The organism is Patescibacteria group bacterium, from assembly GCA_041649475.1.
In the GTDB taxonomy this organism is placed as follows: domain Bacteria; phylum Patescibacteriota; class Patescibacteriia; order Magasanikbacterales; family GWA2-37-8; genus JBAZNA01.
The window spans coordinates 170,101-183,044 of sequence record JBAZNA010000001.1 but is presented as its reverse complement, the minus strand read 5'-3'; the positions used below and the strand labels follow the sequence as shown (position 1 = coordinate 183,044).

11 protein-coding genes are annotated in these 12,944 nt (G+C 59.8%); 1 reads left to right on the top strand and 10 read right to left on the bottom strand.

Features of this window, described 5'->3' with window-relative positions; all coding sequences use genetic code 11:
• Window positions 1–141: 141 nt before the first annotated feature.
• The 5 genes from WC526_00940 to WC526_00920 form a co-directional block, all read right to left on the bottom strand.
• On the bottom strand, window positions 142–1,191 hold the full coding sequence (locus WC526_00940) for a serine/threonine-protein kinase (GenBank protein MFA5061696.1): 1,050 nt from the start codon (window positions 1,189–1,191) through the stop codon (window positions 142–144).
• Between the two features lie 47 nt (window positions 1,192–1,238).
• Window positions 1,239–2,330 (bottom strand): serine/threonine-protein kinase, encoded by a 1,092-nt coding sequence (locus WC526_00935; protein MFA5061695.1) that lies wholly within the window; start codon window positions 2,328–2,330, stop codon window positions 1,239–1,241.
• Window positions 2,331–3,791: 1,461 nt separating this feature from the next.
• Entirely contained in the window at window positions 3,792–4,196 is a 405-nt protein-coding gene (locus WC526_00930; GenBank protein ID MFA5061694.1) for a hypothetical protein, read from the bottom strand.
• A gap of 35 nt (window positions 4,197–4,231) precedes the next feature.
• Window positions 4,232–4,981 carry a hypothetical protein gene (locus WC526_00925; protein MFA5061693.1) on the bottom strand — a complete coding sequence of 250 codons (750 nt, stop codon included), beginning with the start codon at window positions 4,979–4,981 and terminating at the stop codon, window positions 4,232–4,234.
• Window positions 4,982–5,326: 345 nt separating this feature from the next.
• On the bottom strand, window positions 5,327–5,743 hold the full coding sequence (locus WC526_00920) for a hypothetical protein (GenBank protein ID MFA5061692.1): 417 nt from the start codon (window positions 5,741–5,743) through the stop codon (window positions 5,327–5,329).
• A gap of 98 nt (window positions 5,744–5,841) precedes the next feature.
• Between WC526_00920 and WC526_00915 the strand changes: the two genes are divergently transcribed.
• The gene (locus tag WC526_00915) at window positions 5,842–6,471 is read left to right on the top strand and encodes a hypothetical protein (GenBank protein MFA5061691.1); all 630 of its coding nucleotides are present in this window, start codon (window positions 5,842–5,844) and stop codon (window positions 6,469–6,471) included.
• A 341-nt stretch (window positions 6,472–6,812) separates the two neighbouring features.
• On the opposite strand, the gene WC526_00910 is transcribed toward WC526_00915, so the two are convergent.
• The 5 genes from WC526_00910 to WC526_00890 all read right to left on the bottom strand — a co-directional run bounded on the left by WC526_00910 (window position 6,813) and on the right by WC526_00890 (window position 12,837).
• Window positions 6,813–7,445: a hypothetical protein gene (locus WC526_00910; protein MFA5061690.1), complete on the bottom strand. Its 633-nt coding sequence runs from the start codon at window positions 7,443–7,445 to the stop codon at window positions 6,813–6,815.
• A complete protein-coding gene (locus WC526_00905; GenBank protein MFA5061689.1) occupies window positions 7,442–8,056 on the bottom strand; it encodes an AAA family ATPase in 615 nt (204 codons plus the stop codon). Before WC526_00905 ends, WC526_00910 begins: the two co-directional genes overlap by 4 nt.
• A gap of 1,262 nt (window positions 8,057–9,318) precedes the next feature.
• Window positions 9,319–10,074, bottom strand: a complete 756-nt coding sequence (locus tag WC526_00900) for a site-specific DNA-methyltransferase (protein MFA5061688.1) — start codon at window positions 10,072–10,074, stop codon at window positions 9,319–9,321.
• Window positions 10,075–10,992: 918 nt separating this feature from the next.
• Window positions 10,993–11,718, bottom strand: coding sequence for a hypothetical protein (locus tag WC526_00895; GenBank protein ID MFA5061687.1), 726 nt, complete (start codon window positions 11,716–11,718; stop codon window positions 10,993–10,995).
• 246 nt (window positions 11,719–11,964) lie between these two features.
• Complete coding sequence (locus tag WC526_00890) at window positions 11,965–12,837, bottom strand: hypothetical protein (protein MFA5061686.1); 873 nt, start codon at window positions 12,835–12,837, stop codon at window positions 11,965–11,967.
• Window positions 12,838–12,944 lie beyond the last annotated feature (107 nt).

Sequence of the window (12,944 nt, the reverse complement as noted above, 5' to 3'; positions counted from 1 at the left end):
GCACTGTACGCAAACCGGACGCTTGGATGGCATGCCGAGGATTCAGATCCTCGGATCAGCAGAAGTCAACTTGCTCGGGGACGGCCCTCGGCCACCCGACTACGTGGCCCAAGAGGGCGAGACGCGAGTCTGATCTGAACGCTACGGCGCCACCGATGAAGTGGCGACAGCGGGATCGCTCCGCATCGTGACGACAGGGTGCGCCCGCGGCGCCGGGTGACCATCGAATGCTGCGAAGCAGACGGTGTCGCCCGCGGCCGGTCGAGGGCCGTACACGCTGTCCATGTGGAAGAACACGCTACCCGAGTCTGAGTCGATGAAGCCATACGCGTCGTAACTGACACGCGCGACGACGCCTTGGCTTCGACTGCAAGGTGGGTAGCATAGCTGACCGCACAGCTTCACGAGTTCGTCGGCAGTGGGACGTTCAGCCGGATCCCGAGCCCAACATCGCTGGACAAGCGCGAACACCTCCTCGCCGAGGCCCTTGAATTGCGTCTTGTTCAGTTCTGGTGGCAGTCCGGGGAACGTGCCGTTGATGATGTTCGCCGCAGCGGCCCAGCCTGCACCAAATGGCTTCTTCCCGCTGACGAACTCGTAGGCCATCGACGCTAGTGCCCAGACATCCGAGGGCGTGTCGGTGCTTCGCGGTGTGAGAATCATCTCTGGAGCCATGTACGGCAGCGCACCGACAGCCGTTTGGCTGCTGGTCATCTCGCGTTCCCCGGCACCAGCTGCAGCAGCGATCTCCTCTTGCGCCATCTTGGCGATGCCGAAGTCCGTGATCTTCACGAAGGCGAACGACAGGTCGGGCGCGACCATGATGTTGCTCGGCTTCAGATCCCGGTGCACGACGCCCGCATGGTGCGAGGCTGCTACTCCGCGCGCCATGTGGTGAAGCAGATGAGCCGCCAGATAGGGATCCATGATGGCTAGGCGGCGCCGCACGCGCTGAAGATCCTCACCCTTGATGAACTCCTCGATCAGGTACGGCCTGTTGTTGTCCTCGACGAAGTCGAGAGTCTTGGCGACGTTTGGGTGGTTAATCCTGGCGCTCAAGATCGCACTTCGCGCGAAACGCCGCTCGGCAGAGGCATTCTTCGGGACCTTGAGGGCGACCTCACGCTTCAGGACGCCATCTACTGCTCGGTAGACCTCCTGCATACCCCCAGCGTCAACGTACGCCTTCACGTCGTAGCGCCCGGCCACCGTATCTCCGGCTTTGTGGATCGTCGTAGTCACAGGACGACCTCCGGATGAGATGTGTCGAGCGTGATAAAGTCACGCGCAGGCCCCAGGCGGGGCGCCCCGATGGTGATCACACAGGAACCCGGGATTGTCGCGCCTGTGCTCGCCACTTGGTTATTGATCCACACATCGCCGCGAACGAATGTAACGCCGAAGCCCAGCCCGTCGTAGCCAACGTGGATCTCTCCAACACCTGTTGACGCGAGGCGAACGGCAGCTTGCTTCTCGTCGCAAACGAATGTCTTTCCACGGTGAACAAGAAGGGCTCGGTGTTTCCCTCGAACAAGATACGCCCCCAACACAGTCCTTACCTGAGCCAACTTGGGACGATAGCGAATGTCGCGCGCAATGCAGGCGTTCAACACGTCCGCGACCTGTGCCGGGAGCTTCACTCGCACACCAGAGAACCCCTGACGAGCCACCCACGCGTCAGGGTCGGGAGGGTCTGGATGTCGAGCAAGCTCGGCCGGAAGGTCGTTCTCAGCGCAGTAGAGAGCAGTGGCGCCAAATGCGTAAACATCGACGGCCTCCGTGAAGGCCACCGTACCTCCTCCACCATACCCGGGGTAGAGTTCCGGAGCGGCAAACCCAGGGGTCCCGATGAAACCGACCGTCTTGGCGTCTCCGCCGCCGGTTCTGGCCAAGTCGAAATCGAAGATCCTCGCCAAGCCCTCCTCATCAAGCTTGATGTTGTTGGGCTTCACGTCGCGATGGATGATGGCGAGATCATGGATGTCGGCGAGCCCGCAGGCGACTTGGTACAGGAGCAGGAGGTACTTGTCGAGATTGGGTTTCGACGCCGCCACAGCAAGAAGATCCTCGCCAGGAAGGTACTCTTGCACGATGCCGAGTTGGTTGCCCGGCTGCAGCACGACGATGTCGTAGATTTGAACGACGTGTTTCGACCGAACGCGCTGAAGAGCGCGAATCTCGTCGTAGATGCGCCGCTTCTGGCTGACTGCCTGCAGAAACTTGATCACGACCTTGCGCTTGAGGTTCGGATCCTCGCAGATCACGACCGTGCCCGTACCCCCCGAGCTTCCAGAGGTACCAATGCTCTCGTATCGGCCACCGTAGATCATCGCAGCTGCCCCCTGATCGCCTCACTTGCCGTGCGGCTTCGCACTGTCTGCATCGCCGGAGGTCGAGTGAGGATTACTCGCGCTGTCGCGGGTCGTGTCCTGAACTGACGGTGGGCTACTACTCGCTGCGGTCTGGGGCGTGTCGCCGACCACCACCTCGATGGAGAGCTGGCTCGCGGGCGGGGTCTGCGGGGGAGCTTTCGCGCGCTCTCGCGTCCCGCCCCGGGGCTTCCCCTTCGATCGACGTCCGTGGGTGTGGGGATCAGAGGAGCGGCGTGGCTCTGGCATCGGCACCGCTCGCTTCGTCTGAGTCAGAGAATCTCGACCGAGTAGCGGAACGACCAATCTTCCGGCCGGACTCCATACTTCACAAAGCAGCTGATCTCTGATCCCTGCCTCGGCCTCCCCACCAGTTGACGCTCGGAAGATGCAGAGGGCCGTTGCATTGTCGAGACCACCGAGCCACAAGGTAAGCGCGAGCACGCGTTCGACGAGCCTGCGCGGCGTCGATGCATGGCGAACCAGAGTCGGCAGGACAGATCCTGCGGGGCCGTGTACGCCATCAGAGGTGAGTAGAATCCTGCCGTCGGCGGGCACCTCGATCTTCTTCACATGTGGCTCCATGTCTGAGCCCATGCCGACATACTGGACCAGGCGCTCGGAGTCGAGGGGCTGGTGCGCCGCGGGCGCCGCCATCGCCTGAAGACGAGCCTGGAAGGTGTCGTCGACTCCGACTTGAGGAAGGGTGCCGTCAGGGGCGGTTGCATACACGCGACTGTCGCCGACGTGGCACGCGAACTCCTGTCCCGCCCAGCAGAGCACTGACGCCAAGGTAGTGCCGCCTCGGCCACCGACGAGGTCGAAGACACGGGAGTTGGCGACGAATGCGGCGTGGGCTAGCAGCGCCTCTGGGCCACGGGCGGGCGACGAAGCGACAACGCTGCAAAGGAACGCCCCTATTGCCAAATCGGCACATCGCGCACCGTCGGCCATGCCGCCGATCCCATCACACACGATGGAGAGCGAGGCGGGCTCACCACCAAAGTAGAAGCGCGCATGGGCAACACGATCTTGGTTCTCCTTCCGGACAAGGCCTGCTTGAGAGCCGAGGGAGAACGAGGATTGATCGGCTGCGGGCTGCGCACCGTTTCCCGACCCCGCAACCCATCTTCGGACGAGATCCTCAAGATCTGTGACAGGCGCCATTGGGGGCGATGGTAGGCGCCTGGACGCGCCGCTGCAAGCCATCTCGCCCGACACGCCTACGCGATCCGACCGCGAGGTCCGGCGCGGCATCTGAATGGCGCGCCTGGACAAACGAAAGACCACCGCTCTGCAGCTGCGGTGGTCCTTGCATTGCGGCGCGGTGACGAGCGGTTGGACGTTGTCTCACGATGCGGGCGTGGATGGACTATGTTAGAACCCAGGCGACGGATGTCAGTTCTGGGGATGAGACGGAACCTAATTAGCTTTCGGTTTGGGAATCCGACGCTGGGCCAATGCCTGCCACAGGCTCTTCACAGGTTTGAAGAAAGGATCGGCATGGTGTACAGCGACCCCACTCGTCGCGAAAAACATGTCCAGCTTCTCGGGGTCACATAGCGCGTTGTCGTAGGTCACCTCTAGAACAGCGTCTCTTGTCGGTTCGCCCTTGCCGCGGCACCTGATGCAATACATGCCATCTGGCCCCGGGTTTCTCTTGGCAGCGGTTTCAGCGTCCAGGTAGCTGATGCTTTCGTGAAACCTGTCTGCCGCCGTCCTGTCCTTCCAGCCTTCAAACACAAAACGGACGGTGGCCATTTGCTTGTCCCGCCATCCGATGACAATGTCGTAATCCCTTCTCTCGATGTATATTGCGAAAGGCATACCACGAGCGTGAAATGCAGATGTGAGTAGTGAGACTAGAGGCCCAGAATCGCCAATGCAACGATAGGCGCTGCGATGTCGGCGATAATTGCAGCCGCTATATCTAAGACGGCTGCACCAACGGCTACCGTGATTATTATGTCGCGCAACCCATCCTTGTCTATGTAAGCGCAGGTACAGTAGTCAATGAGGTTGCGTTGACTCTCATATGCGCCGAAACACCATTGACCACCCTTGGTGTAAGTCGCCAGATGCAGGTCGAAGAGCTTGGCTGACGGGTTCTTTCGATTCAGGCGAATATTGTACTTATAGTCGGTAACTTGACCAATGCATCCTGCTACATGGGCTCCATTAGCAAGGGGACCGGTAGTGACGATGTAGTTGCCGATACGGAGAACGAGTTCATGGACGCTACGGGAGATGCCGTCGCCAATGTCGGCGGTGGTTTGGTCTGTCCCTGACTCAGTGTTGGGGTAAGAGTACCCTTCCTCGGCGAGTCCGGAGATGTATTCACCGAGCTGAACCGGGGGCTCGTAGCCGTAGTAGTAGGCCTCATCGAGAACAAACTGAGGCACGTAGCTCTCGTACGAAGCGTAATCCGTGAAGTAGGTTCCGTCCGAGAACTCGGTATAGAAGTTGCCATGCTCGTCCGTGTCAACCACAATCGAGTAGGTGTACGTCGTAGGAGGGTCGTACCAGGTTTCCTCCGGGGGCGGCCCAGACATGCAGCCAGATGAAAGAAACAGTGCCACCAGGGAAACGAGTGGAGGGATCTTGGTCATCATCGCAGTCCTCCCCTGTTGAACCCACAGTTGTCGCGCTCGGCAACTGGTGCCATGGCTGTCCTCGTGCGGAGGATCGCTCCCCGACTTATATAAGTGTAGCACAAAGACGCGATCACCGACAAGGCCGCTGGCAACCGGGAATGCGCGCGCGCCGCCACCCTCGCTCTAATCCGAGATAGCCAGGTGGAATTGAACATGAATCTGGCTCAATGTAGCCAAATCGGTTTGACAGGCAATCCCCAGCGATGGGTGACAAAGGCCCTTTTTGCTCGGATGAATTGGCTGAGTTGAGGCAAATGCCGAGGCCTTGCCTACTCGTTGCGGTGTGGACAAGAAAGGAGGATCTTAGAACCCTTCTGCTGTCTGAGATTGGTTCTCTGACAGATGGGCCTCAATCTCCCGCAACCCTGGATCACGGTCAATCTCGGCCCAGTTGATCGGCTTGTCCAGAAGACGACCGCGCAACTGGTCGCAGAAGCGGGCTCGCCAGGCCTCCAAACTTCCAACGGTGTCGGGTTGACGCGGGATGTTGAGGCGACGGGCGAGTCGCCATTCCATCCACCTCCACGTTGCGAGCGAGATGGAGGAACGCAGGGTGAGGTTCCACTGGTGAAGTCGGTAATCGATCATTCCTCGAGACCACTTGGTGAGGCGCTCGATATCTGACTTGTTGAGACTCGCAAAGCAGTAGAGATACCAGAGACGTTGTTTCGTTATTGCGATTCGCGGATGCAGTGAAGACTGAGATGGTGAACTACTCATACATTGGTAATCATACAACGACAGAGAGTGTCCGGTCAACACACATAGTGGCAGCCGACATGTTGACCGCCTTGCAATAGCAGGTTTGTAATTCAGGAATGAGGCTAAGCAGAATTGAACCACACAATTTCCGCAACTTCTCAGACGCGGCATGCGATCTCGGCGAGAATATCGTCGTAGTCGGGGCAAACAAGGTCGGCAAATCGAACCTGCTTTTCGGTTTGCGCTTGATCCTGGATCCGACGCTTCCCGACTCAGAGCGACAGCTTCGCATTGAGGACTTCTGGGATGGTCTGGCTCGTCCCTTGGAGGATGATGTGCCCGGCGACAATTACACCTCCCCATCGTGGAGAATGCAATTGACGCCGGGCAATGATGCGATCATCAGCATCTGCGTATACCTGAGCGACTTTGAGCAGAACGAAGCGCATGTTGCCCTGCTCGGCGGATGCCTGGTGGCGTCGAGGCCAATGGTGGCCAAGCTGACCTATCTCTTCCGGCCGAAGCCAGAACTAGCAGGACCTCCCGTACGGGATGCGGACTACGAGTGGTTCATCTACGGTGGGGATAACCCCGACAACACTGGAGGGCAAGGGGCCATCCGCAGGTGGTTGCCGCTGAGTGTGCTGCCCGCGCTTCGCAACGCCGAGGATGACCGCGCTTGCGCAACCCTCGGAGGGCGACGTCATCAAGTGAGGTTCCCCCAAGGGAGCTGCGGGTGTAGCTGATGACATGAGCGGCAACACTGAGCCACGCTGCGATGGCATGGATCTGCCCCGTGTTCAAGTTCACGTCTAACCTGGACACGCGATTAGGCTGTTCCTGCGCAGGATGGGATCCACACCCCTTAGAACTTGGAGCTCTGCTCTCCGGGAGAGCTGATTGAGAGTACTGAGCAGCCAAACGCAGACTGATGCACGGTCGCTAGCGGCGGACCTCTGGGCAAGCACCTTGAGGGCGATACGTTGCACTCTGGGGCGGAGGCCCCACGTCCTGTAGGCGGATTGTTCGGTCCTGATGGAAGCGATAGGCGAGCGATTGGCCAGCTATCAGAAGCCCCGTTGCCGAACTACAGATTCATGATCTGGTTGATTGTGCCACGAAGCCCTTGACGATCCAACTCTCTTGCAAGAAATGGAGCCCAGGAAACCAGGGTAGCCCACGGAATTCCCTCGTCGCTACTGGCCAGGTTCCGACAGTACAGTCGAACGTAGTCATACCGCTCCCGAAGGCACGTGTCCTCTTCATTGAGACCAAGATGCTTGCAGGTATTAATCACCTTGCTCCGCAAGCCAGGTGTCAGGGTCGGCGAAGGGCGGACCAGCAGCGACGGGAACTCAATCATGAACCACCCATCCTCGACCTCGAATGGATCGAGGACATCCTCGTAGGTCCCCTTCCTGCCATTGAGTGTGGAAAAGACCAGGCGGTAGTTGTCCCATTCATATGCGGAGCCTGGATACTTGGCCTTTGGATGAAAGTGGTCGACACTCCTGCCGTCAACGTAGGGTATGCGCAGACAGCTATAGGCGCAGATACGAGTGTACCGCGAGTGAAGTTCGCCGAGGATGTCGACCCAGTAGTCGTGATTCGCCCACTCCTTCGGGGTCGGGTGCGGAACGCGCGCAAGAAACGCCTTGCCGCGTTTGCGCACTCGCACGTCGAAGTCGTCGGGTTCCGGTTGGCGGCCGACCCGGATCAATCCTTCACCCCGCGCTGCTCCGCCCAATAGAGCCACCTGGGCCAGAACTCATCATCCTGCGGCAGATTGGCCTTCAGGCGCGCGTGAACCTCGGCGATCACCTTCGGATCTGATTCGCCCTTAAGCTGCAGCGACTTCGCATCGTGCATTGCGGCCTCCGCGGGAACGGAACGCGGCTGTGCAAGGCCAAACACACTGGACATAAGCCAAAGGTCGGCGCGCCCACGCTTCACGAACTCGAGCGTCTCGAGCCGTACGGTGTTTGCCTCGAGCGACAAGTGATGCAGACAGTCCGTCTTGCTCGAGAACGTGGTTTCTGCGGAGGCCAGTACTAACGGTGAATGTGTGGCTAGGTGAATCTGCAGCGCAACGGATGCCTCGATCTTCTCGACAGCCGCCATCAGGGCAGGAACGATGACCCTCTGCCAACGTGGGTGAAGGTGAGCTTCTATCTCGTCAATGAGCAGTATGATCCTCCGTTGTGGTTCCCGCCGCATGCGTGACGTCAGCGCAAGGTGCTCGTACCAGGCCCAGACAAGGAAATAGGCAAGTGCGATTATCCTCTGTACGCCAGCTGAGGCGTGTAAGACTGGCACGATCCCGTACGACATCTCAACCGTAGGAATCTCCCTACTGTCCGAGGGAAGCCGCGTTGGCTCAGCCGGCCTGATTTCCTCGTTAGGAGCTGGCGACATGCAACTCAGGGCGGCCCGCAAGGCTGCGAATTTGTCCTGATGTCGAGGCGAAGTCTGCCAGGTTACCCAGTCTCTCACTAGGCCATTACACACCGGGCGCCTCTCACCACCGATGTCCAGAGCCAGACCGTCCCAAATGTCGCTCCGCGAGAACCGAAGCCCTGGACTAGGTGAGTCCTTGGCTGTCTGAGCGGGATCCCATACGGAGAAGGAGCCATCGAATCGGGCGAAAATCACAAGCCCGGGCAAAGCAGTTGGCTTGAGGCTGCCCTGCCAGGCTTGCCGCGCCCAGTCGTAGGTTACTGTGGTTTCGTGCAAACTGGCGAGTCCCGTTGTAACGCCGTAGACAACTCGCGACCCGGACTTCGATGCGTTTTCGCGGGGGAGTAGCGCACATTCCCGCCAGTTGCCTGTAAGCGCACTCCAGATTAGTTCTAGGAGGAATGTCTTGCCTAGACTGTTGTCGCCCGTGACTATGTTGAGCTTCGGACCAGGCTCATAACGAAGGCTCCTAGCGGGCCCGACCCCTGTTACCGCCAGGAAGCGAAGCGCCGCGCCGGTCTTGGGCGGCGTGCCTGGGGGTAGGCCGGTGAGCGAAATGATCTCGTCCTCTGAGAGAGGACTGGCGGAGCGCCAATCAGTGATCGGGCCGGCAGATTCGTCGAACAAGTTGGAACGCTCGTCATCTGTGATTCCGAATTCGCTAACCAATCTCGCGCGCAGGTCAGCGGGCGCTACTGTGGTTTTCCACTCTACTGTCCGATAGATCCAAACGGCTAGGTCGAACAACGGTATCTTGGTTCGGGACAAATGACGGACTAGGGCGTCAACGTATCCCCTGGCGAATCCCCACAGGGACGTTCCATTCGGATGAATGAACGCATCCTTGAACGTGTCCGCGCAGATTCTCTGCAGCGAGGTGCGCGAATACTCCGGGGCGACCCAACCGGTGACGGATTGAAATGGGTGATAGTAGCCGGCGTAGGATGAGGACACACGAAAGTGGCTGTTGAGAAACTCTCGGTTTATTGATGAGAAGTTGAGTGTCGTGGAACGGCCAACAGGCAAGTGCGTGAGCTTGAAGCTGAGGAATGCGATCCCAAAGAAGGGGTGCACCAGCTTGAGGCGGTCCAGCGAGGACCGAAGCTGGGGCAGAGATATGTATGCTGGTCGGGTGCTCACAGTTTTTTCAGATCGCCCGCCATGAATTTGCAGTAGGAATCACTGAGGTCGATCCCAGTCGCTGGCCGACCGGCTGCGACCGCTGCACGGAGCACTGTGCCGCTCCCTGCGAAAGGGTCTAGCACCTCACCATGGGGGGGACACCCTATCTCGAGACACCTTCGTACGAGCTGTTCGGGAAAATAGGCCGAACGGAGCTTGTCCGTATGCTTTGATTGCGAGTGTACAGTCCAGATATCCTCTTCGCCCTGAAGAGCAGCGCGAGAGAAGTAGTATACGGGATTCCTGCTAAACATGAACATCATCTCATATGACCGCCAGGGACGGTCGCGCGCAGTGGGTTCTGGTTGAGCGTGCTCGCGCTTCCAGATAATTGGAGAGCGGAGTGTCCACCCCCGAGAAATCATGCATAGCGCGACCTGCCACGGAATGCCAATGGCTGTTTTTCTGGGTAAGCCCAACCCGCTCGTGTCGACTGCTCTGAGACGACCAAAGCGGCGAGCCCAATTCTTCTTGTCGCGTCCTTTCGGCTTGCCTTTCTTGGAGTAGTACGTGTCGCCAAGGTTGAGGAAGAGAAGGCCATCCTTGCGAAGGAGGCGACGGACCTCGTCCATGGCGTCCGCAATCGCGGCAACGTACGCGTCAGGGGTCGGTTCCAGCCCAAGCTGGCCTGGAACGTTGTAGTCGCGTTGCCAGTAGTAGGGCGGAGAAGTGACGACGCAGTTGAAGCTTTTTTCTGGTATGGTCGCCATGACTTGTCGCGCATCTCCTCTGTGTACCCGCCAGCGGATGCCCGCGGAGGTGTGGCCCTCCCAGGAATGCAATCCGTGGACGGGAGGAGAATGCTGAACCGCTGGCTCTGAAACGGTTGGAACGGAGAGGAGTCGCACGGGCTCCTGTGGAGCTGGGCGGCTTGCCATTGCCGACGTAGAGGGGTGCCGAGCCATTGCCTAGAATTGCTCCGCAGGGTCTGCTGAAACCTCGATATGGCGGCGCACAACGCGGACTAGAACGTGCACGACCCGCATGATTGATTCCTTCGCAAGACTCCCTTCGCCGAGAAAGCAGGCTCGAAGATCAGCTCGTGACCCAGCTTTTCGCATGAGAAAGCGGTCTCAACCGATGAGACAAATCACCCACTCGGGGTTCTGGCGGGAGGATCATGCTTCTCCTCGGGCGCGATCAGCGGCAGAGCCTCGACCGTATCGCACGTGACCATGCAGCGCCGGACGGCACAGCGAGAGCCGGATGCTGCGGGGCTGGTCTGTTGAGCGGGTAGAACCTGCGCATGGAGACACTCATTTACACTAGCGGGTGGTTTTGGGCAAGCTTCCACACAGCGCGAGGCTGGAACGGGTCGACGCCGTCGGTCGCGCTGTCGGCGCAGGTACGTACGCGCTGACTAGCCCGCGTCCCAGACCGTACTCGCCACTGATCGCCGCCCGGCTCGATGCGCTGGTCGTGGCCGACAAGACCGCGTGTCAAGACGTACGTCCGCGTCGCGGTCGAGCATGAGCGGGAACTCCTGTGCGCCGAGGGCACCGCGCAGTGGGCCGCAGCCGCTCAGGGCGACCGCAGCAAGTATCATCCCGCCAACTCGATGTCGACCGGGACCGCATCGTCAGCGCGACCAGGCCCGCTGCGGCCATGCCAGGCCAGGTCGAGCCAGGCTACATCCTTCTGCTGATTATCGAGGTCAACGCTAGCTGGGTCATGTCTGGCATGCGACCTGATATGCCTGCAGATACGATCATCTCCACGCCGCCGTCGCGCGGTTCCTCATACAGTCTTTCCTCGATAGCATCATCCGCAATCACAAGATTCGTCGGTGAAGCCTGCTCTCGATGAGCTCGAAGCGCGTCCGATCGAAGAAGCTCATGGTTTGCCATTGGCTCACGGCGATCAACCACATGGAGCACTCCACCTGGGCGCAGAACTTCGTCTGCTAGTGTGTACGCGCGGTTCTGTACGGACAGACGCAATTCCTGCGGACTCCCGATCCCTGTCAAGGCGACGTTGAGCGGTCGTGCTCTGTGGCTCCCGGCCAGCCAACAGACGACAGCGTCAAAGGGGAGTAGTGCCTTGACCCACGATACCCAGCGTGGATCGTTCACGAGATCAGCTTCGATCAGGGTCGCGCCCTCGGAGGCCGGCGCGGTATCGACTTCATCATATTCAATCCGATGCCCGTGGATCTCCTGGTGCACCGTTCCTCGGGTCAAACAAACACATGGGAACCCTGCGTGTTGGATACGCCCCATAGCGGCAGCGAGACAATCCGGATTCTCATCAATCGAGACGACGGCATGGCCGTCTCGAAGCAGCACAATCGTCCCATTGCCAACACCCGTACCGATCTCCAGGACGCGCGGGAAACCCCGCACGAAGCTCGCCATCCATGCATAATGGCCTCCGGCCAACAGATGGTCGGAGGTGGCTCGCCATCGGTCCACGTATCTCTTCCGTTCGGAGAACAGGGTCGCAGTAGTGTGACGCGCTGACCGGGCGGCGCTCGCCTCGGCTCGACGCCGATTGCTTCGCTTTGCGGCTCGTTTCTTTTTCTGATCTCGCCGTTGCTTGCTGGTCGTGCTCATCCAGATCCTCCGAGGCCGCTGTGGGGATGGAATCGCCAGTTCGCCGGATCATTGGGTTGGGTAGGAGTTCTCCTCGCGAGCGATCAGTAGCGCAGTGAGAAGGTCGCCGGCATAGAACCCGGCAATCGTTGAGACGAAGCGTGGAATCTGGTCCAGGGGAACCGATGGGATGCTAGTCCCCCTTCGGGGAAAGCGTCGCAGGTACTTCCCAATCTCAGCAGCTTTGCGCTTGAGCAGTTCTACAGGCAGTAGATCTTGCAGTCCGGCTTGGTCAGTCGAGCCGAAATTGTACCAGTACCATCCAGGCGGACGCGACATGTGGGCCTTTCCATCCGGCTCGCTCTGCGTCCAGTAGCCATCCGGGTACCACAGGAGCTGTCGAAGGTCCCGGTCAGCGTCGGACCTATGGCGCGCCGCAAGGAACCGACGCCCATTGCCATCGGCGAGTGATTTGAGCGCACTGGGACGAGCGGCATTTTCGAGAACATGAGATGTCAGAGCCACGACGCTCTCGATGTTGACGTGGACCTCCTGACTCCGGGCGGCGCGCCGCGCCCAGCGCAGTAGGACGCGGGAATCAGCGGCGTGCGCCATCCAGCCGCACGCTTCAATCTCATCGAGGTCGACCGGCTCAAGTGCGGTCACGAACCTGCGGCCGGTCTCAGCCGCGAGACGACCTGCGCCTTCGGCCACGTTCTGGAGTGGCAAGTCCAACAACCGACGTCGAAACGCGCGCCCCCCACCAGCGGCTGTGAAGTGCAGATCGAAACGAGGGGCCGCGAACAGGCTGAGATGCGGATGGCAGCGTCGATCGGGAAAGAGGGCGAGAAGTCGACGGACTGCGTACCCGCCGTCGCCATCACGTGCCACTGCGAAGTCGAGCGTGATCTGATCGAACAGTACTATACGTGTGCTGGCCATCAGGACCTCCGTTGGGCGCAGAGCGCCAGCCGGTAGCGGAACGGGATCCTGACTCCAATCCTGACTCCACCAAGATACGCATCTCGCGGCGCCACTGCAAGGGGAGT